The 22,150-nt window shown below is 66.6% G+C and carries 15 protein-coding genes; 9 read left to right on the top strand and 6 right to left on the bottom strand.

Annotated features, from left to right (window positions below; translation table 11 throughout):
- Positions 1-8: 8 nt before the first annotated feature.
- From ABT392_RS15705 to ABT392_RS15685, 5 genes are read left to right on the top strand one after another with little or no spacing between them, the layout of a single operon-like run.
- Positions 9-1,106, top strand: a complete 1,098-nt coding sequence (locus ABT392_RS15705) for a LacI family DNA-binding transcriptional regulator (protein WP_395385348.1) — start codon at positions 9-11, stop codon at positions 1,104-1,106.
- A gap of 14 nt (positions 1,107-1,120) precedes the next feature.
- Positions 1,121-2,578: an MFS transporter gene (locus ABT392_RS15700; RefSeq protein ID WP_395385349.1), complete on the top strand. Its 1,458-nt coding sequence runs from the start codon at positions 1,121-1,123 to the stop codon at positions 2,576-2,578.
- A gap of 5 nt (positions 2,579-2,583) precedes the next feature.
- Positions 2,584-4,170 carry a family 43 glycosylhydrolase gene (locus tag ABT392_RS15695; RefSeq protein ID WP_395385350.1) on the top strand — a complete coding sequence of 529 codons (1,587 nt, stop codon included), beginning with the start codon at positions 2,584-2,586 and terminating at the stop codon, positions 4,168-4,170.
- On the top strand, positions 4,167-5,741 hold the full coding sequence (locus ABT392_RS15690) for a GH39 family glycosyl hydrolase (RefSeq protein WP_395385351.1): 1,575 nt from the start codon (positions 4,167-4,169) through the stop codon (positions 5,739-5,741). Before ABT392_RS15695 ends, ABT392_RS15690 begins: the two co-directional genes overlap by 4 nt.
- 19 nt (positions 5,742-5,760) lie before the next feature.
- Positions 5,761-6,933 carry a glycoside hydrolase family 5 protein gene (locus tag ABT392_RS15685; protein WP_464970816.1) on the top strand — a complete coding sequence of 391 codons (1,173 nt, stop codon included), beginning with the start codon at positions 5,761-5,763 and terminating at the stop codon, positions 6,931-6,933.
- Positions 6,934-6,941: 8 nt separating this feature from the next.
- Here ABT392_RS15685 and ABT392_RS15680 read toward each other — a convergent pair whose 3' ends face one another.
- On the bottom strand, positions 6,942-7,763 hold the full coding sequence (locus ABT392_RS15680) for a sterol desaturase family protein (protein WP_395385353.1): 822 nt from the start codon (positions 7,761-7,763) through the stop codon (positions 6,942-6,944).
- Positions 7,764-7,888: 125 nt separating this feature from the next.
- Here ABT392_RS15680 and ABT392_RS15675 point away from each other — a divergent pair, with 125 nt between their 5' ends.
- Positions 7,889-8,902 carry a GlxA family transcriptional regulator gene (locus tag ABT392_RS15675; protein ID WP_395385354.1) on the top strand — a complete coding sequence of 338 codons (1,014 nt, stop codon included), beginning with the start codon at positions 7,889-7,891 and terminating at the stop codon, positions 8,900-8,902.
- Here ABT392_RS15675 and ABT392_RS15670 read toward each other — a convergent pair.
- Genes ABT392_RS15670 through yicI form a run of 3 tightly spaced genes read right to left on the bottom strand, consistent with a single transcriptional unit; the run spans position 8,899 to position 14,187 of the window.
- Positions 8,899-10,176 (bottom strand): MFS transporter, encoded by a 1,278-nt coding sequence (locus ABT392_RS15670; protein WP_395385355.1) that lies wholly within the window; start codon positions 10,174-10,176, stop codon positions 8,899-8,901. The genes ABT392_RS15675 and ABT392_RS15670 overlap by 4 nt on opposite strands.
- On the bottom strand, positions 10,173-11,897 hold the full coding sequence (locus ABT392_RS15665; protein ID WP_464970815.1) for a glycoside hydrolase family 9 protein: 1,725 nt from the start codon (positions 11,895-11,897) through the stop codon (positions 10,173-10,175). Before ABT392_RS15665 ends, ABT392_RS15670 begins: the two co-directional genes overlap by 4 nt.
- A gap of 4 nt (positions 11,898-11,901) precedes the next feature.
- Positions 11,902-14,187, bottom strand: coding sequence for an alpha-xylosidase (gene yicI / locus ABT392_RS15660; RefSeq protein WP_395385357.1), 2,286 nt, complete (start codon positions 14,185-14,187; stop codon positions 11,902-11,904).
- Positions 14,188-14,703: 516 nt separating this feature from the next.
- Between yicI and chrA the strand changes: the two genes are divergently transcribed.
- A complete protein-coding gene (gene chrA / locus ABT392_RS15655; protein WP_395385358.1) occupies positions 14,704-16,029 on the top strand; it encodes a chromate efflux transporter in 1,326 nt (441 codons plus the stop codon).
- Positions 16,030-16,036: 7 nt separating this feature from the next.
- Here the strand turns inward: chrA and ABT392_RS15650 are convergent, their stop codons facing one another.
- Positions 16,037-16,309: a hypothetical protein gene (locus tag ABT392_RS15650; RefSeq protein WP_395385359.1), complete on the bottom strand. Its 273-nt coding sequence runs from the start codon at positions 16,307-16,309 to the stop codon at positions 16,037-16,039.
- A gap of 255 nt (positions 16,310-16,564) precedes the next feature.
- Here ABT392_RS15650 and ABT392_RS15645 point away from each other — a divergent pair, with 255 nt between their 5' ends.
- A complete protein-coding gene (locus ABT392_RS15645; RefSeq protein WP_395385360.1) occupies positions 16,565-19,123 on the top strand; it encodes a circularly permuted type 2 ATP-grasp protein in 2,559 nt (852 codons plus the stop codon).
- On the top strand, positions 19,120-20,061 hold the full coding sequence (locus ABT392_RS15640; protein WP_464970983.1) for a transglutaminase family protein: 942 nt from the start codon (positions 19,120-19,122) through the stop codon (positions 20,059-20,061). The genes ABT392_RS15645 and ABT392_RS15640 overlap by 4 nt, the downstream gene beginning before the upstream one ends.
- Here ABT392_RS15640 and ABT392_RS15635 read toward each other — a convergent pair.
- Positions 20,051-22,093 (bottom strand): acetyl-CoA hydrolase/transferase C-terminal domain-containing protein, encoded by a 2,043-nt coding sequence (locus ABT392_RS15635; protein ID WP_395385362.1) that lies wholly within the window; start codon positions 22,091-22,093, stop codon positions 20,051-20,053. The genes ABT392_RS15640 and ABT392_RS15635 overlap by 11 nt on opposite strands.
- Between the last annotated feature and the right edge of the window lie 57 nt (positions 22,094-22,150).

Here is a 22,150-nt window from a genome sequence, read left to right as displayed (position 1 = left end):
GTCCACCCGTGAGCACTGCCGCCAAACCACCGAGAGCCGCCAAGGTGCGCCATGCGGCCACGCTGGCCGACGTCGGCCGCGAGGCCGGTGTCTCGGCCATGGCGGCCTCGGCCGTGCTGAATGGAGCCAGGACCTCTTCGCGCATTGCCGAGGAAACGCGCTCGCGCATCGTGGCCGCGGCGGAGAAGCTGCGCTACCGGCCCAATGCCACCGCGCGCGCGCTGGCGGACCGGCGCATGAACACGATTGGCGTGGCCACCACGCTCTCGGGCAGCGAGCTGAACCAGTATTTTCTGGAAGTCTTCAACGGCGTGCTCGAGGCCGCCGCGGCTGCGGGCCAGAACACCACCGTGTTCGCGCTGAGCGACTGGCAAGAAGGCGCGCAACGCATCCCCTCGATCTGCGATGGCCGCATCGATGGCCTGATCCTGCTCGCCCCCTGGCTGAAGCCTGAGGCGGCGGCCGAGCTGCCCGAGCACACGCCGCTGGTGGCCATCCATGCCAACAGCGAACTGGCGGGCGTGCTGAATCTGGAGTCCGACGAAGAGGCAGGCGCCTTTGCCATGGTCAGCCACCTGCTGAGCCTGGGCCACCGGCGCATTCTGCATCTGGCCGGCCCGGCGGAGTCGGTCGGTGCGCAGCGGCGCATTGCCGGCTATCGCCGTGCCTACGCGGAGGCGGGCCTGAAGCCGCCGGCCCAGCATGTGAAGCATGGCGACTTCAGTGCCGAGTCGGGTCGGCGTTCGCTTGAGGAATGGCTGCAGTCGCAGCAAGGCAAGGCGCTGCCCGATGTCATCTTCGCTGCGAGCGACGCGATTGCGCTCGGCGGCCTGGAGACGCTCACTGCACGCGGCTGGCGCGTGCCGGCTGAAATATCGCTGGTCGGCTTCGACGACACCCTGCTCGCCCGCTCGGCCCATCTGGCCACGGTGCGCCAACCCTTGCGCGAGCTGGGCAATCGCGCGGTGGAGCAATTGATGGCGCGCATCGATGCCAAGCACCGCGATGCGGCCTACCGCCTGCCCAACACCATCATCCTGCCGACCCAGATCGTGCCGGGCGCCACGCTGTCGGTGCCACGCCAGCAGCCCTTGATCATCACCTGAGAGCTCAGCCACTCATGTCCAGCCTTCCAATGAACGCCAGTTCCGCGACGAGCGCACCTGTACTGGCTGCGCCGATCTCCGACCGCGTGCCGCTGAAGCAGAAGCTGGGCTATGGCCTGGGCTCCATCATCGACATGTGGGGCCACTGGCTCTACCCGACGCTGGCATTCCAGGTCTACAACATCTTCCTGGGCATGGCGCCGGGCCTGATCTCGACGGCGCAGATGATCAAGATCTTCATCGACGCCGCGTCGGATGCGCTGTTTGGCTGGGTGTCCGACAACACGCGCACGCGCTTTGGCCGCCGCCGGCCTTTCATCCTCGTGGGCGGTGTGCTGGCAGGCGTCGGCCTGCCATTGATGTTTGCAGTCGGGCGCGGCTGGACCGACACCGAGTACTTCATCTTCATGATCATTTCGACGGCCATCTACGTGCCGGTGATGAGCTGCTTCAACATGCCCTGGTCCAGCCTCGGCTCGGAGATGACGCCCGACTATCACGAGCGCACCAGCGTCATGTCGATCAAGAACGCGATCCAGAAAGGGCCGGAGCTGGCGATGTTCTTTGCCGCCCAGTTCACGACGCTGGCGATCTTTCACGATGCCGATGGCAAGCCCGACATCCTGCGCGGCGCGCAGACCTATTGCGCCATCCTCGGCGCCATCATGGTGACGGTGGCCATCGTGATCTTCTTCTCCGTGCGCGAGCGCTATTACGAGACCGTGGTCGCCCGCTCGACCGAACGAATCCCCTTTGCCGACACGCTGGGCCGCACGCTGCGCTGCAAGCCCTTCCGCCACATCCTCGGCATGATGCTGGCTTATGGCATGGGCACGGCCATGGTGGCGGCGCTGGGCTATTACGCCACCGTCTACTACGTCTGCCAGGGTGACGTGGTGCTGGCCACGAAATGGAATACTGCCATGGGGCTGGCCGGCATGGGATTCGGCTTCCTCGGCATTCCGTTCTTCACGATGCTGGCCAAGCGAAAAGGCAAGCGCACGGCCTTGATCACGGTGCTGTCGCTGGCGATCTGCGCCTTCATCGGCGACTGGTGGCTGTACGACCCGGCGCGCCCGTACCTCCAACTGTTCGCATGCGGCTTCGTGGCCTTTACGGGCGCCGGCTTCTGGATTCTGTACGGCTCGACCGTGGCCGACGTGGTGGACTACGACGAACTCGAAACCGGTCGCCGCCGCGAGGGTTCGTTCGCCGCCTGCCAGAGCTGGATCTCCAAGCTCGGCATCGCCCTGGGCGTGGGCGCCTCGGGCTGGATCCTCGAGTTCACCGGCTTCGACGCCAAACTGCCGGTGCAGAGCGAGCATGCGCTGACGATGATGCGGCTTCTGCTCTCCGGCATTCCGGTCATCGGGCTGGTGCTGGCCTTGATCGCGCTGTTGAATTTCGAGCTGACCGAGGAGCGGATGAAGAGCATCCGCGCCCAGCTCGAAGCGCGGCGCGGCAAGGTCTGACCCCCATGGCCCCGTTGTCCAGGCGCCAGGCCTTCAAGACCGCACTGGCAGGCGCTGCGGCTGGCGCGGTGCCAGCAGTCGCTGCGCCTCAGCCCCGCTTCGGTATCGGCATCGAAGGGCAACGCAAGGCCGACCTGGGCAACGGCATGTTCCGCAACCCCATCGTTGCGGGCGACCATGCCGACCCCACCATCCTGAAGGACGGTGCGGACTACTACATGACGTTTTCGTCCTTCCAGTCCTGCCCAGGTGCCTTGATCTGGCATTCGCAGGACCTGGTGAACTGGACGACCATCAGTGCCGCCTTGACCCAGCCCATCGGCACCGTCTGGGCGATGGACCTGGTCAAGCACGCGGGCCGATTCTTCCTCTACATCCCGGTGCTACAGCCCCAGCGCACGGCGATCTATGTGACGCATGCGGAGAACATCCGCGGCCCCTGGAGCACGCCGGTCGATCTCGGCATCGACGGCTGCATCGACCCTGGCCATGTGGTGGGCGAGGACGGCCGACGCTATCTCTTCGTCAATGGCGGCCGGCGCATCCGGCTGCGTGACGATGGCCTGGCGACCGACGGCACGCTGGAGTCGGCATGGCAACCCTGGCAGTACCCGAAGGAATGGGTGGTCGAGATGTTTGCGCCCGAGGGGCCGAAGCTGTTCCGGCGCGGCCCGTGGTTCTATCTGGTCTCTGCTGTGGGCGGCACAGCGGGCCCGGCCACCAGCCATATGGTGACGGTGGCCCGCGCCCCATCGGTTCATGGGCCTTGGCAGCATTGCCCGCACAACCCCATCGTGCGCACAAGAAGCGCAGAAGAGCCCTGGTGGTCGCGTGGCCATGCCAGCGTGGTGGAAGGGCCGGCGGGGGACTGGTGGATGGTCTATCACGGCTACGAGAAGGACTTCCGCACCCTTGGTCGCCAGGCCTTGCTGGAGCCGATTGAATGGACGCCTGACGGCTGGTTCCGAGCCAAGGGCGGCAAGCTGGATCAGCCCTTGAAGAAGCCGCATGGTGGCAAGGCCGGGCCGGCGGGATTCGCGCTGTCGGACGACTTCTCGGGTCAGCAACTGGGCCTGCAATGGAGCTTCCACGCACCGGCCGTCGACGAGTCTTCGCGGCTGCGGATCGAAGGCGGCAGCCTGGCGCTGCGCGGCAAGGGGGCGTCGCTGGCGGACTGTTCTCCGCTGACCTGCATCATCGGCGACCGCAGCTATGAAGCCTCGGTCGAACTGGAGGTCCGGGGCGCAGGCCACGGCGGCCTGGCACTGTTCTACGACGAGCGCGGCCACGCCGGCATCGCCTTCAACCGCAGCCAGATGCTGACCTATGGCTACGGCCAGGAGCATGGCTGGATGCGCGAGAGCATCACTGCAAACCGCATGCGCATCAAGCTCGTGAATCGCGAGAACGTCCTGACGATCCACTACGCGCTCGATGGCGGTGAGTGGAAGCAGCATGCCTGGCAGATGGAGGTCTCGGGCCTGCATCACAACGTCTTCGGCGGCTTCCTGAGCCTGCGCGTCGCGCTCTTCAGTGCCGGCGCGGGCGAGGTCGTCTTCCGCAACTTCGAATACAGGGGCCTGACATCGTGAGCATCTTTCGTCGCCGCCAGATCCTGGCCACTGCGGCAGCCTTGCCCTTGAGCACCGCGGGCTGGTCAGCTCCGGTGCCTGAGCGCCGCATCACCCTGGACCTGAGCCAGGCCAGGAGGCCGCTGGACCGCTTCTTCGATCACTGCGTGGGCGCCGACTATCCCGGCACCCTGTTTCGCGAAGACTCATTGAGCCAGTTGAAGACGGCAGTCGACGAACTGGGCTTCCGCTACCTGCGCTTTCATGCGATCTTCCACGACGTCCTGAAGACGGTGCGGCGCGAGAACGGAGCGTTGATCTTCGACTTCACGGGCATCGACAAGCTCTATGACGCCATGCTGGCCCGGCGCATCCGGCCCTTGATCGAGCTGGGCTTCACGCCGCTGGCGCTGGCCACCTCCAAGCTGAAGATCTTCTATTGGGAAGGCAACACCTCGCACCCGGATCCCGTGGGCTGGGTGGCCCTGATCGAGGCCTTCACGCGCCACCTCCTGCAGCGCTACGGGGCAGCGGAAGTGCGGCAGTGGTACTTCGAGGTCTGGAACGAGCCCAATCTCGATGGCTTCTGGGAACGGGCCGACCAGCAGGCCTATTTCGAGCTCTACACCCGCACGGCCCAGGCCATCAAGGCCATCGACCCGAATTTGCGTGTGGGTGGCCCTTCCACCGCTGGTGCGGCCTGGGTGCCAGAGTTCCTGGCGCATGCCAAGGCGACGCACGCGGCGGTGGATTTCATCAGCACGCACACCTATGGCGTGGACCACGGCTTTCTCGACGAGTTCGGCGTCGAGGACCGGCAGCTCTCCAGTTCGCCTGACGCCATCGTGGGTGACGTGCGCCGCGTGCGCGAGCAGATCGAGGCATCGCACCTGCCGGGGCTGCCGCTGTTCTTCACCGAGTGGAGCACGAGCTACAACCCGCGCGACAAGGTTCATGACAGCTACATGAGCGCGGCCTATGTGCTCGCCAAGCTGCGCCGCACGCAGGGCCTGGCGCAGTCGATGAGCTACTGGGTCTACAGCGATCTGTTCGAAGAGCCTGGTCCGCCGGACGCGCCCTTCCATGGCGGCTTCGGCATGATGACGCGAGAAGGCATTCGCAAACCGGTCTGGTTCGCCTACAAGTACCTCGCTGCCTTGCAGGGCAATGAGATACCGAGCAGCGATGCTGACTGCTGGGCCGCGACCGATGGCAAATGCACGCAGGCCCTGGTTTGGGATTGGCGTGATCCGCAGCAGAAGGTCAGCAACCGTTCCTTCTTCGGCAAGCCGCAGCCGGCGCGCGATGTCGGCCGGGTCCGGCTTCAGCTGAATCGTTTGCCGCCAGGCCGCTATCGCGTTCAAGAGCGCCGCACCGGCTATCACGCCAACGATGCGCACACCGCCTATCTGGAGCAAGGCTCACCGAAGCAGCTCGACGAAAAGCAGGTCGCCGCCCTGCACAAGCTGACCACGGATGTGCCGCAGAAGCAGAGTGAGCTGCGCATCGGCGCCGACGGACGGGCCAGTTTCAGCCTGGCCATGCGCAGCCATGATGTCGTGCTCCTGAGCCTGGAGCGCATCGGCGCCTGACACCAACGCGAGGATCTTGATGATGAGCCGTTTGCTGTTTTCCCTTCTCCTTGGTCTGACCCTTTGCACCCCGAGTTGCGGTGGCAGCAGTGGTGGAGCTGGGAGTGGCTCGGTCGGCACCACGGCAGCGGCGCCGGTCAGCAACCCCGCGCCGGCCATGCGCGGGCTCACCAGCCTGCAACTGTCCAGGCAGATGAGCCCCGGCTGGAACCTCGGCAACTCGCTCGAAGCGATGGGTGGGGAAACGGCCTGGGGCAATGCCAGGACTTCGCAGGCTCTGATCGACGCAGTCAGGGCGGCAGGCTTCAAGACCATCCGCGTGCCGGTCGCCTGGAAGCAAAACGCTGATGCAAATGACAACATCAGCCCGACCTGGCTTGCCCGTGTGGCCGAGGTCGTGGGCTATGCGAAGAAGGCCGGGCTCTACGTCATCATCAATACGCACTGGGATGGCGGCTGGCTGCAACCGACCTATGCGGCCCAGCCCATGGCCAACGCCAGGCTCGCCAAGTTCTGGACCCAGATCGCCACGCATTTCAAGGATTTCGACGACACGCTGCTGTTCGCCGGCACGAACGAAGTGATGGTCGAGGGCGACTATGGCGCGCCCTCGGCCGAAAACGTGGCGGTGCAGAACGGCTTCAACCAGCTCTTTGTCAGCACCGTGCGCGCTACCGGCGGCAACAACGCGCTACGGCACCTGGTGGTGCAAGGCTTCAACACCAATATCGACCACACCCTCAAGCATGCGGTGCTGCCGACCGACACGGCCAAGGACCGCCTGATGATGGAGGTCCACTACTACGATCCCTACAACTTCACGCTCAACGAGAAGAGCACGATCTGGCAATGGGGCGCTGGCGCCACCGACCCGAAGGCGACCGAGACCTGGGCCAACGAGGCCTATGTCGACGCACAGTTCGAGAAGATGAAGCAGCGCTATGTCGACAAGGGCGTGCCCGTGATCCTGGGCGAATACTGCGCCATTGCGCGCACCGACATTCCCGGCGCTGAGAAGTACCGCCAAGCCTGGGACGAATACATCACCCGCGCGGCCACCAGCCGCGGCATCGTGCCGGTGTACTGGGACGCGGGCGGGCTGGACAACCATGGGTCCGGGCTGTTCAAGCGCGGCACTGGCGAACAAGCATATCCGGGCCTGATCGGCGCGATTGTCGGCGCCGCCAGGTAGCGGGTGGGCTATGGGCCCGGCTTGAACTCGGCAGGCGGCTCCTTGGGGCCTTGACCCATCGGGCTCACGCCCCTGCTGCCCGGGCCGTACAGGTCGGTGTTGACATCTGCGAACGCAAGCATGGCGCCAAGCCGCTGATCACGGCCGCCCTCGAAGCCGCATTGACCCATGAACTGCTTCGGGTTGCGGAAGCTGCCGAAGACGATGTCCCACAGCGGCAGGTCGGCAAAGTTGTAGCTGTGCAGGCCGAGGCGGTGATGCACGCAATGTGATTCCGGCCGCTGGATCAGATAGCCCAGCCACTGTGGCGTGCGGATATTCCAGTGCTGGAAGAAGGCATAGAAGCCGAAGAGGCAGCCGGTGAAGGCTGCGGCCATGGGGTCTAGACCGAGCACGATGACGGTCACGAACAGCGGTATCAGCGTATAGGCCACGGTCTCGAAGGGATGAAAGAGCAGGGCGCCCGGGATGTCGACGCGGCGTGGGCTGTGATGGATCTGATGGAAAGCCCGCCACATCGGGCTGAAGCTGTGGGCCGAGCGATGCCAGACGTACACGAAGAGCTCCAGCACGACGAAGCCGACGGTGGTGCCACCCACCACGCCAAGGCCGCTGCCATCGATCCAGCGATGCTCGGCCATCCAGTCCAGCGGCAGGTAGAGCGGCAGCACATTGCCGATGGCCATGGACAAGAGCAGAAAGCCAGCACCTGTACATTGCCAGCCCGAGCGCGACGGGAAGCTTCGCGCCGGCCGAGCCAGCTCGACACCGAGCATCAGCAGGTAAAGCGCGGGGGTGAACAACAGAAAGGCGAGTTCAACAGCGGTCATCGTTCACTCTCCATGGTCGGCTGGGCTGCAATGCGCCGAACGATAGTGCGGAGCAAGGCCGATGCGAAGAGCTGATTGCCACAAGATCGGGTCAAATGTGCCAGTCGCGACTGGAGTCCGCACCGATGACGACCCAACGGCCAAGAATCGCCCTGCTCGCTGCGCCCGAGACCACGCCCTCCGTGCTCTTCGGCCTGTATGACGTGCTGATTTCCGTCGGCGCGGTCTACCCCGACATGGTGGGCGGCCAGGTGGGTGAGGCCTTGCTCGACGTGCAGATCGTGGCTGCCGTGGCCCAGCCCTTCCGCTGCTTCGGCAACATCCTGATCGAACCCCATGCGGCCATCGGCAGCCACTCGGAGGTGGATGCGGTGATTGTCTGCGACATGTACACGCCGACAGATAGAGCGCCGCACGGACGCTACGGTCCCGAGATCGCCTGGCTGCAGCGCATGCACGCGCAAGGAGCGCTTGTCGCCTCCGTCTGCTCAGGCTCCCTGGTGCTGGCCGAGGCTGGCCTGCTCGATGGCCGCTCGTGCGCCGGGCATTGGGCCTACCGCGAACTCTTTCGGCGGCGCTACCCGAAGGTGGACTACTGCGCCGACTCGATCCTGCGGCTCGACAGCGAGGCGCAAGGCGTGGTGACGGCTGGCGGCGTGACCGCCTGGCAAGACCTGGCCCTGCACCTGATCAGCCGCTACTGCGGCCCGGAGCATGCCTTGCAGACGGCCAAGGTCTACCTGCTGTCCGGGCACGAGGACGGCCAGTTGCCGTTTGCCGACCGGGGCTTGCAGATCCAGGACGAGGATCATGCGATCAAGCGCTGCCAGCAGTGGATTGCCGAGCATGTGGCCCAGGTCAACCCGGTCGAGGCCATGACCCGGCATGCCGGCCTCACGCGGCGGACCTTCACGCGGCGGTTCCGCGCCGCCACCGGCTACCTGCCGATGGACTATGTGCATGCGCTGCGGATCGAGCGGGCCAAGCGCATCATCGAAGCACGGCAGGCCGGCGGCCTCGACGCTGTTGCCAGCGAGGTCGGCTATGAAGACCCGTCCTTCTTTCGCCGCCTGTTCAAGCGCGAGGTCGGGCTGACGCCGGCTGCGTACCGGAAGAAGTTTTCGAGCCTGCTGGGCTAGTCCGAACTTTCCCGCTGCGGGAACGGTGCCGCCCAGGCGAGCAGCACCGGTGGCACCGAGAACAGCAGCACCAGCAGGAAGAAGTTGCGGTAGTCATGGCCGACCGCATTCCAGACCCAGCCGCTGACGGTGCCGGTGGACCACTTGGTCAGCGCCATCACGCCAGTAGCCATGGCGTAGTGCGCCATGCGAAAGCGGCCTGGCGCCACCTGCTGCATCATGTAGAGCATGTGGCCGACCGAGCCCATGCCGAAGCCGAGCTTCTCTATCGTCACCAGGCCGGCAATCATCCAGCTGCTTTCGGGCAGGGTCTGGCTCAGATAGAAGTAGGTGACATGCGGCAGGTTCAGGGTCAGCGCCAGCAACACGAAGGCGCGCGGCAAGGTGAGCCGCGCCGCGACGAAGCCGCCAAGAAAGGCGCCCGCGATGAACGCCAGCGTGCCCACCGTGCCGTTGATGGTGCCCAGGGCGGCGTTGTCCAGGCCAAGGCCGCCAGCGCTGCGCGGGTCGAGCAGGAACAGCGGGCCGAACTTCTCGATGAAGCCCTCGCCGAAACGGTAGAAGAAGATGACGGCCAGCATCATCCAGATCTGCGGTTTGCGGAAGAAGTCGGCCCAGGCATCGCGCAAGGCCGCAAATCCACCGCCGGCGGCCGGAGCGCTGGCGGGCGGCCCCGGCGGCAGCATGCGCAGATGCCAGATGCCGAAGACGCCCATCAAGAGCGCCGTGGCGATCATCACCACCATCCAGCATTGCACCCAGGGCAGTTCGAAGCGCGTGTGCATGAGGCCGGTGGCCGAGACCAGCAGGCCCGAGCCCAGCACGGCGCCCAGGTTCCAGCACATGCCCTGCAGGCCGGCATAGCGCGCCTGTTCGCGCGCCGGCATGGTCGCCATGAAGATGCCGTCGGCCACGGTGTCCTGCGTGGCCGAGGCGAAACCGGTGATCCAGAAGAAGGCCAGCGAGGCGCGGAAGAAGCCCTCCAGCGGCAGGCAGAACGCCACCGCGCCCAGCGAGGCCATCATCAGGAACTGCATGCGGACGATCCACCAGCGCTGGCTGCGCAGCGGTTCCAGGAGCGGCGCCCACAAGGGCTTCAGAACCCAGGGCAGGTACATCTGCGAGGTGTAGAGCGCAATGTCCTCGTTGGGCACGCCGAGGTTCTTGTAGATGATGGCGGCCACCACGCCGACCATCACATTGGGCAGGCCCATGGCGAGATAGAGCGAGGGCACCCAGGTAAGCGGATGGCGAGGCGAGGCTGTGCTGCTCATCGTGGAGCCCTGGTCAGTACTTGCAGTGCGGCCGACACATACACCAGCGGCGCGTTCCAGTTGATGGCGACCTCGTTGCTGGCATAGCTGCAATCGTGGTCGAGATAGGAGAGCGCTGGCAGCTTCGAGGCATACGGCGGGCAGCCATTGGCATCCTGTTGACCCGCGTTGGCACCGCCGGCGAGGAAGCCGGGTACCGGTGCTTCGATGCCGTCGGCCATCGAGGGCCGGTGGTGCGGATGCAGGGGTGGGCGCTGGCCGAAGCCGGTGACCATGGAGCGGCCCAGCGGATTGCGGCCCAAGACGTAGTCGAGCGCGGCTTGCGCGGCATCGAGCTGGCGGCGATCTCCGCCGAGGCGGTAGCCCTGGATCAGCATCAGCGCCTGGTTCAGGGCGGTCGAGTTGCTGCCCCATTGCATGTCCTTGGACTGGAGGCTGAGGCGATAGGGCGAGCCGTGCCAGACCCCGGTCAGATCAGCCGCGAGGCCGGCAATGCGCTGGCGTATCAGCGCCTGGTCGGCCGCGGGCGTGAGTCGCTCGCGATGATGCGCCAGCGAAACCCAGGCCAGGCCGCCCACATCGCCCCAGTTCGGAACCCGCGCCTCAAGCGTGGCGGCCTTGATCGCCGCGTAGAACGCTGGTTCGCGCGTCGTGATGTAGAGCTCGGTCGCGGCCCAGGCGAACTCGTCATCGAGCGTGGCGTCGTCATAGCCGCCGGTATGGATGTCAGCCGGCTGGCGATAGACCTCGACAGGATGGGCCAGCGCCCATTGCCAGGCCGAGCGCGCGGCCGTGAGCATGCGGGCCGATAGGCCAGGCTGCTCACGCTCGAAGCCGGCGAACACGCGGCTGGCCGTGGCCATCACGGCGGCGAAATCCAGCGTGGCGGCCGTGCTCTTCTGCACCACATAGCGCTCGCCTTGTGCCTGGTGCGGCATCACCTTGCCATCGAAGCCCTTGTTGGTGAGCTTGTGATAGACGCCGCCATCGGAAGGGTCCTGCATGGCGAGCATCCACTCGAGATTCCACAGCAGCTCGTTCAGGAGGTCGGGGACCTTGTCGTCGCTCTCCGGAATGTTCAAGTCCTGATGCTGGAAGTAGGCGGGGAAGTGCTCGTAGGCAGCCAGCAGCGTGTAGCAAGTGATGCCGGAGTTGACGATGTACTTGTTGTAGTCGCCTGCGTCGTACCAACCCTTGGGGAAGGACAGCACCGTGCCTTCGGGCCGGCCTGCGCTGGCGGCCGAGGCATGGATGCGGACCTCGGTGTCGGGATGGCCGGCGGGCCGCGCGAAGGGGCCGGCATGCTTGGGGAGCAGGGCAGTGCTGGCACGGTTGAAATAGAAGGCCTTGATGCTTGCCGCATTCAGGGCCGCATAGGCATCTCTGGCCACGACGAATGGCAGTGAGTCGGCCAAGCCCGTCACCTGGAGACGATAGCTGCCGGGCTTGCGAAGCGACGAGAAGTCAACCAGCTGCATCGACTGTTCTGAGGGCCCCCAGGTGGCGGGCTTCCCCAGCGGTCCAGTCACCACCCGCTTGCCGCTCTTCGCATCGACAACGCTGAAGCCGACGGCCTTGCCGGTGGGCACAGTCGCCCACTTGGCAGCGCCGGGCAGGAAGCCGACCTGGTTCACCTGGATCTCGTCGGCCGCCGCGCCGCCCGAAAGCAGCGCGGCGGCGCAGTAGGTGGCGCAGAAGCTGGCGCGAACGAAGCCCTGCACCGCCTCAGGCCCGGTTCCAGGACAGGCTGACACCGCTGGCCTGCACCGGGCTGCGCTGGCCGTCGACCTCGAGGCACCAGTCCTGCAGCGCTCCGTCACTGACCTGCGCCTTGTAAAGCGCTCCGTCGCGAGTGACCGTGCCGCGCGCGGCAATGCCACCCGTGGCCGAGGCCACCGTGAAGCTTGCGCTGGCGCCGTCTGCCAGCCCGAAGACTCGCAGCGTCAGACCGCGTGCGTAGTCATAGTCAGGCTGCCCGGTTTCAGCGCCCCAGGGCAGCACGGTGTTGGGCGGCACATAGAGCGGCAGGCTCATGAAGTCGTGCTGCTCTCGATGCCAACGGCCGCCTTCGCGCTGCTCGCCCGAGAGCAGATGCGTCCACTTGCCTGCACCATGGGCCGGCAGATAGAAGTCCACCTCCCCGCTTTCGGTAAACACCGGCGCCACCAGCAGCGACTCGCCGAGCTGGTACTGGCGGTCCAGCGTGGCGCAGGCCGGGTCTTGCGGATGCTCCAGCACCATGGCTCGCATCATCGGCATGCCGGTCTCGGTCGCCTCGATGGCCTTGGCATAGAGGTAGGGCATCAGCCGGTGCTTCAAGTGCGTGAACGCGCGCAGCACATCGCAGCTCTCTTCGTCCACCAGCCATGGCACCCGGTAGGAACTGCTGCCGTGCAAGCGGCTGTGCGAGGACATCAGGCCGAACTGAATCCAGCGCTTGTAGACGGCCGGTGGCGGGTTGCCTTCGAAGCCGCCGATGTCGTGGCTCCAGAACGCGAAGCCGCAGCTGGTGAGCGAGAGGCCGCCACGCAGGCTCTCTGCCATCGATTCGAAATTGGACCAGCAATCGCCGCCCCAGTGCACCGGGAAGCGCTGGCCCGAGGCATAGGTCGAGCGGGCGAACACCACGGCCTCTTCCTCACCGCGCACTTCGCGCAGCAGATTGAAGACCACCTCGTTGTATTGCAGCGCATAGAGGTTGTGCATCTCCACCGGGTCGGAGCCGTCGTGGTAGACCACGCCCTCGCTCGGTATGCGCTCGCCGAAATCGGTCTTGAAGCAATCCACCCCCATGGCCAGCAAGCGGCGCAGATGGCCCTGATACCAAGCCACGGCTGCCGGGTTGGTGAAGTCGACGATGGCCATGCCGGGCTGCCAGAGGTCGGTCTGCCAGGTGAGGCCGTTGCTTCTCTTGATGAAGAAACCCGAGCGCGCGCCCTCGGCAAAGAGCGGCGACTGCTGGGCGATGTAGGGATTGATCCAGAGGCTGATCTTCAGTCCCTTGGCATGCAGCCGGGCCAGCATCGCCTCGGGCTCGGGGAATCCGCGGCGGTCCCATTCGAAATCGCACCACTGGAACTCGCGCATCCAGAAGCAGTCGAAATGGAACACTGCCAGTGGCAGCTCGCGGCGCTTCATCTCGTCGATGAAATGCGTGGCCGTGGCCTCGTCGTATTGCGTGGTGAACGAGGTGGTCATCCACAGGCCGAAGCTCCAGGCCGGAGGCAGCGGTGCGCGGCCAGTGAGCGCCGTGAGTCGGCTCAACACTTCCTTGGGCGTTGGGCCGGCGACAACGCAGTAGTCCAGGCTTTCGCCCTCGCGGCTGAACTGCACGCGCGCGGTCTTCTCCGAAGCGACCTCGAAAGACACCGGCCCGGCCTCGTTCACCAGCACGCCATAGCCGCGGCTGCTCAGATAGAAGGGCACGCTCTTGTAGGCCTGCTCGCAGGCGGTGCCGCCGTCCTTGTTGCTGTTCTCGACCACCTGGCCGTTCTTGATCCAAGGGGTGAAGCGCTCGCCGAGTCCGTAGACATATTCGCCGACCGACAGCGTCAACTGCTCGTGCATGAAGTTGCCCTTGCCGGCCCATTGCACATAGCCGAGGCTGCGCCAGTCGCTCTTGGTCAGCACACGGCCGCCCTCGCGGAAGGTGAGGCTCCAGCCCTCACCCTTGCGCAGCTCGACCGAGAGCGCACCGGAGGTCAGCGTCACCTGGGTTTCGGTCTCATCGAGCTGCACGTTGGGCCGGGTCATGCCTGGCATCGGCACGTTCAGCCGCGGCGGCTGCGAGGCCGAGAAGTGCTCGACCTGCACGCGAATCACACCCTCGCTGGGCGAGCTGAGAGTCAGCGTCAAGGTCGGGCCTTGCAAGGTGTCGCCCCGGTGCTTGATGGCCCGCGTGGTGGCCAGGACCACCAGCCTGTCTTCATAGACCTGCACCGCATAGGTCTCGGTCGCGTAGTGCGCCGCAACGCCGGGCTGCAGCATCCATTGGCCGTCTGTGAACTTCATGTCGCAAACCTCTGCAAAACGCCTCGCAGCTCTGCAAGGCGCATATTTATCGTTAAATCAGCCTGAATCCGGTTACACTGGCTGGCCTGTCTGGGTGACTTGTGTCGCTTGTCTCGAGTCTGCTCGGGGCAGTCGACCGGGGTCTGTCGTCGAATTTCAGGACCCCGGATCGGCGCTGGCGGTTCTGGTCGTTCCTGTCCCGGCGCTGCCCTCGCGTCCGTTTCGCCTGTAGGCCAAACGGGGCGCTTTGCTGTGCGCGGCAAGCATAGCCGATGGCCGCGCGCGGCGGCCAAGCGTTGCCCCCCGGGATTGCCCTGACCACCTTGGCCGAGACGATCAAGATCGGCAACGACATCCGCCTGATCTGCGTGAAAGCGCACTGACGACGGGCGGCTCGAGCGCGGAAGATTTTCGACCGCTGGGTCGACGTCCGCCAGATGCTGGGCCCGGGCTAGTGCGTGGGCGGCATGCGATATTGACGGTCTTCCTCACCACGCGCCGCTTGGCGGCATACCGATGTACGAACGCCCCAGCGGCCCGAGCCGCCGCGAAGCCCTGGCCTTCTGGCTGAAGCTCGGTTTCATCAGCTTCGGCGGCCCGGCGGGCCAGATCGCCCTGATGCATGAGGAGCTGGTCGAGCGGCGGCGCTGGATCTCCGAGAACCGTTTTCTGCATGCGCTGAACTACTGCATGGTGCTGCCCGGGCCGGAGGCCCAGCAGCTGGCGACCTATATCGGCTGGCTCTTGCACCGGAGCTGGGGCGGCATCGTCGCCGGCGCGCTGTTCGTCCTGCCTTCGCTGCTGATCCTGATCGCGCTCTCAGCGGTCTACATGGCCTGGGGCCAGTTGCCGCTGATCGCCGGCATCTTCTATGGCATCAAGCCTGCCGTCACCGCCCTGGTCCTGCATGCCGCCTGGCGCATCGGGTCGAGAGCCCTGAAGAACGCCTGGCTGTGGGCCATCGCGGCGGCGGCCTTCGTGGCCATCTTTGCCTTGCAGCTGCCGTTCCCGCTGATCGTGCTTGGGGCGGGCCTGCTCGGCTGGCTCGGTGGCCGCTGCGTGCCGGCCGCTTTTGGCGTCAGCTCGGCGCATGCGGCCAGCCGCACCGGCCCGGGACCGGCGTTCATCGACGACGACACGCCGACGCCGGCCCATGCGCGCTTTTCCTGGGCGCGGTTCAGCAAGCTCGTGCTGGTCTTTCTCGGCCTGTGGGCTGCAGCGATGGCCGGACTGGCGCTGGTATTCGGACCGCATGCACTCCTGACCCAGATGGCCTGGTTCTTCACCAAGGCCGCACTGCTGACCTTCGGCGGCGCCTACGCGGTGCTGCCCTATGTCTACCAGGGGGCGGTCGAGCACTTCCAGTGGCTGTCGGCAACGCAGATGATTGACGGCCTGGCGCTGGGCGAGACCACGCCTGGCCCGCTGATCATGGTGGTGTCCTACGTCGGTTTCGTCGGTGGCTGGAGCCAGGCGCTCTTCGGGCCTGAAGCGCGGCTGCTGGCCGGTGCGGTCGCGGCCACGGTGGTCACGTTTTTCACTTTCCTGCCCTCGTTCTTCTTCATCCTGCTGGGCGGGCCCTTCATCGAAAGCACTCATGGCCAACTGCGCTTCACGGCGCCGCTGACCGCCATCACGGCGGCCGTGGTCGGCGTGATTCTGAACCTGGCCCTGTTCTTCGCCGGCCATGTGCTCTGGCAGCAGGGCTTGAGCGGCCCATTTGAATGGCCCGCGGCGCTCATTGGCGTGGCGGCCGCCGTGGCCTTGTTCCGCTACCAGCGCGGCGTGATCCAGGTTGTGCTGGGCGCGGGGCTGGCGGGGCTGCTTCTGCGCCTGTTCTGAGCCGGCCTCAGCAGCCTTCGACTTCCACGCCGTTGATGCGCTGGGTGCGGCCGTCCACCAGGTAGCGGACCACGCACCGGAAGTCCACCGGGCCCTTGGCGCTGCTCAGGCGGGCACTCTTGGCATAGACGTAGACACTGGAGCCATCGCGCTGCGGATGCACGGCCGAAGGCGTGCCCAGCTTGGCGCGCAATTCCTGTACCGGCGCGCCGCGCCAGGCGGCCAGGCTCTGATCGAACTCGGCCTGGCGCGCGGCGTCGATCCTCTGTTGCTCGGTCATCGGGGTTACCTTCTGCAAGGCCGGCTCTGGCGCGCGCAACGAAGCGCAGCCCGCCAGTGCCAGAGCCAATGCAAGAGGCCCCCAGATTCTTGTCAGCGCCTTCATTTCCCTGATTCCTGCTGGAACGACGTGATGAGATGGCGTCTAGCCTATAGCCTTGCCCGGCAATTGCTGTATCCAAATGCGACCAGCGCCGGATGCCTGTTTGGGCATTCTTGCAACGTCACCGCCCCGCGCCCCAGGCATCATGCGGGGGTGACAACGCCAGACGCCCAGCTCCGCATCCTCCTGAAAGCCGCCGCCCACAGCGGCGACCTCGGGCATTACGACGAGCTGCGCCAGCATTTGACCGGTCCGGGCAGTGCCGATGCGCCGCTTGCCCCGGCCTGGCAGCGCTTCTTCGCCGCCGGCGGTGCCTCGCAATGGGCGGACCTGCCGCACCGCGCGGAGCGCGTGCAGCGGCGCATCCACGAGGACGGTGCCAGCCACAACATCCACAGCCCGGAAGGGGATGCCGCGCGCGACTGGCCGCTGGAGCTTTTGCCGCTTCTGATAGGCAGCGAAGACTGGCGGCATATCGAAGCCGGCGTGCTGCAGCGCGCGCGCCTGCTCAACGGGGTGCTGAGCGATGTCTATGGCGAGCAGCGTCTCCTGAGCCATGGTCAGCTGCCCGCCTCGCTGGTGCTGGCCCATCCGCACTACCTCCGGCCCATGCATGGCTGCCGGCCGCCGGGTGGCGTGTTCCTGCACCTGCTGGCGGTGGACCTGGCGCGCGGGCCGGACGGCGGCTGGTGGGTCGTCGGCCAGCGCTGCCAGGCGCCCTCGGGCCTGGGATACCTGCTGGAGAACCGGCTGATCGTGTCGCAGCAGTTCCCGGAAGCCTTTCGCGAACTGTCGGTCCAGCGCCTGGGCACGGCCTTTCAATCGTTCGTCCAGGGGCTGATGCGCTTGTCGCCAGCCGGCGAGCGCTCGCATGTGGCGCTCCTGACGCCCGGACCCTTGAGCGAAACCTATTTCGAGCAGGCCTTCCTGGCCCGCCACCTGGGCCTGAGCCTGGTGGAAGCGAGCGACCTGACGGTGCGCTCCGACCAGCTCTTCCTGAAGACCCTGCATGGCCTGGAACGCATCCATGTGCTGCTGCGCCGGGTCGATGACGAGTATGTCGATCCGCTGGAGCTGCGTGGGGACTCCATCCTCGGCGTGCCCGGTCTCTTGCAGGCGCTGCGCGTTGGCGGCCTGGTCATGGCCAATGCGCCCGGCGCCGGCTGGCTGGAAAGCCCAGGCCTTGCGGCCTTCTGGCCCGGCGTCTGCCAGGCCCTGCTGGGCGAGGAATTGAAGCTGCCGGCGGCGACCGCCTGGTGGTGTGGCGAGCAATCGGTCTGGCAGCGTTGCCGCGAACAGTTGAGAGAGTTCGTGCTGGCGCCGAGCTTTCCGGCCAGCGACTGCACGCAAAGCTTCAAGCCACAGGTGCTGGCGGGCCTGGATGCGGCCGCTCTTGCCGAGGTGCAGCGCCGTGTCGAAGCCGACCCGGCCGCCCACACCCTGCTGACGCGGCTGCGGCCTTCGGAGACGCCGGTCTGGCGCGATGGCGCGCTGGAGCCTCGACCGGCGGTGCTGCGCGTCTATGCGATGGCCGATGGCCTGGGAGGCTGGAAGATGCTGCCTGGCGGGTTGGCGCGTGTGGCGAGCCGTGGCGAAGGTGGCGCGGATGCCTGGCTGTCGATCCGCGAAGGCAGCGCCAGCGCCGATGTCTGGGTGCAGACCGAGGGCCCGGTGGACCGCAGCAGCCTGCTGCCGCGGCCGCTCACGGCCGAGGAGCTGACGCAGATGCAGCGCCGCGTTAGCAGCCGTGCGGCCGAGAACCTGTTCTGGCTGGGCCGCTACGCCGAGCGGGCCGAGAATAGCGTGCGCCTGGCCCGCCTGAGCCTGGAGACATTGGCCGCGGTGCAGCGCAACGCGGCATCGCCAGACCTCTTGCGAATGCTGGCGCGGCTGTGCCGCCAGCAAGGTCTGCTGCCCCTGGATTTTGTTCAGGACGGCGATGCGCTCGCTTTCGAGCAGCGCCTGATTCAGGCGCTGGGCGAGCTGGGCGGTGCGCACAGCGTGGCCTGGAACCTGCAGTCGCTGGCGAGCAGCGGCCAGGCCCTGCGCGAAAGGCTCTCGGGCGAGCATTGGCAATTGATCCATGAAGTGGGCGAGCATTTCCGCGAGCACCTGGCCGCTGTGCTCGCCAGCGGCAGTGCCGAGCCGCTGGCCGATGTGCTGGGCCTGCTCGGCCGGGCAGCCACCCACCTGGCCGCGATCACCGGCGCGCAGACCGACCGCATGACGCGCGACGACGGCTGGCGCCTGCTCAGCGTGGGCCGCCAGATCGAGCGGCTCGACTTCCTCGCCGGCGCTTTGGCCTTGGGCCTCGAGCATGACTTGACCCAGCATGACGAAGGCTTCGCCTTGCTGCTGGGCCTGTTCGATTCAACCATCACCTACCGGGCGCGCTTCCAGGCGCGGCGCGAGCTCCTGCCGCTCTTGCAGTTGCTGGTGCTCGACGGCGACAACCCGCGCTCCCTGGCCTGGGTGGCGCGCACCTTGCGCGAGCGGCTCTTGAAGCTGGCCCGCCATGAGCAGGCCTGGGCCGAGGGCGCGGTGGCCGCCTTGCCGCGGCCCGACCAGTTCCTGCTCGAGCAACTGGGTCAGCCCGCCATGCTGGCTGCCTTGCTGCGAGATTGCGGCAACGAGGCACGTGCGCTGTCGCTGGCCATCTCGCGGCGCTTCTTCGCGCACGTCGGCACGCTGGACCACCGGGTGTGGCAATGATGGGCGGCAACGATCAGCGCCGCTGGCTGCGGGTGCGACACGACACGGTTTACCACTACGGTGCGCCGGTCGAGCTGGCGCATCACCTGGCCTGCTTGCTGCCGCGCGAAACGCCGTGGCAGGCGGTGCGCGGCTGGCATTTGCAGGTCAGCCCGCGACCCGCCCTGTGGGCCACGGACGAACCGCCGCCGCTGGCGATGAGCCGCGACCCCTGGGGCAATGGCCGGCTGCTGTTTGGCCATGATGGCCCGCATGAGCGGCTGCAGGTCACGAGCTTTTTCGAAGCCGGGCTGCTGGCGCCGCCGCTGCCGCAGCTGTGGGCCGAGAGCAGCCCGCCGTGGGAGCAGGTGGCCGAGACCTTGCGCTACCGCAGTGGTGGCGCACCGCTGGAGGCGGCCGAGTTCGCACTGGCCTCGCCGCTGGCCAAGCCCGATGCCGCGCTGGCTGCATTTGCCCGCCGCGCCTTCCTGCCGGGGCAGCCCCTGGCGGCTTCTGCGCAGGCCTTGATGAGCCAGATCCACCGCGAATTCCGTTATCTGCCGATGAGCACCGATGTCGGCACCCGAGCCGACCAGGTGCTGGCGCTGGGGCAGGGCGTCTGCCAGGATTTCGCGCACCTGATGATCGCGGCCTGCCGCTCACTCGGCCTGGCGGCGCGCTATGTCAGTGGCTATCTGCTGACGCTGCCGCCGCCAGGGCAGCCGCGCCTGATCGGAGCGGATGCCTCGCATGCCTGGGTGCACGTCTGGTGTCCGCAGCAGGGCTGGCTGGCGCTGGACCCGACCAACAATGTCGCTGCAGCGCTCGATCACGTGACCTTGGCGTGGGGCCGTGACTATGCCGACGTGGCGCCGCTGCGCGGCGTGATACGCGGCGGCGGCCAGGCGCAGCCGCAGGCCTCGGTGACGGTCGAGCCGCTGGACGCCGCTAGAGATTGACGGCGAACAGCCGGCGCAGGAACAGGTCCTTGAAGCTGTGGGCCTGGTCCAGCCCGAGGCGCTCCAGATAGGCTGGCGGCACCGGCCGCTCGCCGGTGAGGCCCTGGAAGATCATTGGCAGCAACTCGGCCGGATGATGGCTGGCGTGCTTGAGCTTCTTGAGTGCCCGCACGATCTTGAGCTCGTCCTCGTCCAGGTCGGTGCCGAACGGGAAGTCGCCGAGCAGGCCCTCGTTGCGCCAGGGCCTCAATGTGTCGCGCAGCATCTCGGGCCGGTTGTTCTGGTACGGCGCCGGAATGCGGTAGTCGGCCGACAGCTTGCCATGGGCCTTGGCCTCGGCCATGAGCTGGTCCTGGAAGCGCGAGTCGGCCACGTTCAGGAGGCGTCGCACCACTTCTTCATCGTTCTGGCCGCGCAGGTCGGCGACGCCGTATTCGGTGATGACGATGTCGCGCAGGTGCCGCGGTATCGTGCAGTTGGCATAGTCCCAGACGATGCTGCTGGTCAGGCCGTGGGCGTTGTCATGCGTGGCGCGCAGCATCAGGCAGGAGCGTGCATCCTTGAGCGCATGGCCCATGGCCACGAAGTTGTACTGGCCGCCCACGCCGGAGACCATCTGGCCCGAGGCCAGTCCGTCGGACGAGGCCGCGCCGAGCAGCGTCACCTTCATCGTCGTGTTCATCAGCCGGGCCTGGCGGCGCTGGGCACGCTTCAGGGCTTCGTCGGCAATGCCGTCGCCGTAGAGCTCGTTGATGAAGGAGATGCGCGTCATCGAGATCTGTTCGCGCAGCCCTTCCGGCAGCTCGCGCAGGCGCTGGTAGAAGTCGCGCGGGCCGAGGAAGAAGCCGCCATGCATGATGGGCGCGTTCAGCCAGTGATCACCCAGCGCCTGGCTGTCGTCCAGGTCGAGCGGCAGGGCATCGGGCTTGACGATGCCGAAGCGGCGCAGCCAGTGCAGGTCCATCGGGCGCAGCGGCCAGGCGATGCGGCCGCGCTCGAGCAGCAGGGCCAGCAAGCCGGGGCCGGGCTTTTCGCCCAGACGTCCCTCGTTGGAGAGCGCCTGCAGGAGCGGGTCCATGAAGACGCGGCGGCGCACGAGCCCGGCGTCGATCAATCGCATGAAGCCGTTGACGAACATCTCCGAGCAGCCGTAAAGACCCTGCGTGAAGCTGCCGAGTTCGCGGCCCTGCAGGCCGTCGGGGCAGAGGGCGGCCAGCATGCGCTGGTAGGCCTCGCCGCTGCGGTCGCGCACGATCAGGGCATTGGCGATGGCGTCGCCCAGCGAGCCGATGCCGATCTGCAGGGTGCCACCATCCACCACCAGGCTGGAGGCATGCAGGCCGATCGCATGGTCGGCCCAGCCGATGGCTGCGTTGGGCGGTGCAAACAAGGCATGGCTGCTGGCCGGGCAGTCGATCACGAGATCGAAAGTGGCAGGCCCGGCGACGGCTTCGCCCGGCATGAAAGGCAGCTCGCGATTGATGGCCGCGATGCACAGCAAGGGCCGGTTGGCGGCGCGCAGCTGCTCGATCAGGTCCAGCGTCAGGTCGGGGTTGCAGGACAGCGAGAGCGTACCGTCGCGCTCGGCCACCGCCTGTGCAATCAGGTTGACGCCTTGCGCCATCATGTCGCGCACCACGAAGCTGTAGTTGGTGCAGACGAAGCCCTGCTGCGCTGCGTCGTTGCCGAGGTAGTCGCCGGTCTTCATGAAGAACTCATGCACCCGGATATTGGGCGGCAGGCCGCTGCCTCGCAGCGCTTTCACATAGTCCAGGTCGGGGTAGTCGGCGAACACGCGCTCGGCCAGCGGCGCGAGGAAGTGCTGTTCCAGCTCGCTCTGGCCCACCGGCCTTTGCAGGGACAGGGCGGTGAAGATCGTCAGCCGGCGGCTCGGTTCGGCGGCGATGCGCCGGTACAGCGCATTGACGAAGGTGTTGGGCTTGCCCAGGCCCAGCGGAATCGCCATGACGATGTCGCCGGGAATGTGGGCCAGCACCGCGTCAACGGCGGCTTCGAGGTGGTTCAGCTTCATGGGTGTTGTCTCCTGCCGACCAGTGTCAGATCGTGCCGGCTCGCGGCACTTGATGCT

It is taken from the genome of Paucibacter sp. JuS9 (assembly GCF_044043925.2).
GTDB lineage: Bacteria > Pseudomonadota > Gammaproteobacteria > Burkholderiales > Burkholderiaceae_C > JAUASW01.
This window is presented reverse-complemented; position numbering and strand designations above follow the sequence as displayed.

Excerpts from the sequence above, each read along its gene's own strand:
- ABT392_RS15670 (WP_395385355.1), bottom strand. The coding sequence starts at position 10,176 with ATGAGCAGCACAGCCTCGCCTCGCCATCCGCTTACCTGGGTGCCCTCG.
- ABT392_RS15695 (WP_395385350.1), top strand. The coding sequence starts at position 2,584 with ATGGCCCCGTTGTCCAGGCGCCAGGCCTTCAAGACCGCACTGGCAGGC.
- ABT392_RS15700 (WP_395385349.1), top strand. The coding sequence starts at position 1,121 with ATGTCCAGCCTTCCAATGAACGCCAGTTCCGCGACGAGCGCACCTGTA.
- ABT392_RS15680 (WP_395385353.1), bottom strand. The coding sequence starts at position 7,763 with ATGACCGCTGTTGAACTCGCCTTTCTGTTGTTCACCCCCGCGCTTTAC.
- ABT392_RS15675 (WP_395385354.1), top strand. The coding sequence starts at position 7,889 with ATGACGACCCAACGGCCAAGAATCGCCCTGCTCGCTGCGCCCGAGACC.
- ABT392_RS15650 (WP_395385359.1), bottom strand. The coding sequence starts at position 16,309 with ATGACCGAGCAACAGAGGATCGACGCCGCGCGCCAGGCCGAGTTCGAT.
- ABT392_RS15685 (WP_464970816.1), top strand. The coding sequence starts at position 5,761 with ATGATGAGCCGTTTGCTGTTTTCCCTTCTCCTTGGTCTGACCCTTTGC.
- chrA (WP_395385358.1), top strand. The coding sequence starts at position 14,704 with ATGTACGAACGCCCCAGCGGCCCGAGCCGCCGCGAAGCCCTGGCCTTC.
- ABT392_RS15640 (WP_464970983.1), top strand. The coding sequence starts at position 19,120 with ATGATGGGCGGCAACGATCAGCGCCGCTGGCTGCGGGTGCGACACGAC.
- yicI (WP_395385357.1), bottom strand. The coding sequence starts at position 14,187 with ATGAAGTTCACAGACGGCCAATGGATGCTGCAGCCCGGCGTTGCGGCG.
- ABT392_RS15635 (WP_395385362.1), bottom strand. The coding sequence starts at position 22,093 with ATGAAGCTGAACCACCTCGAAGCCGCCGTTGACGCGGTGCTGGCCCAC.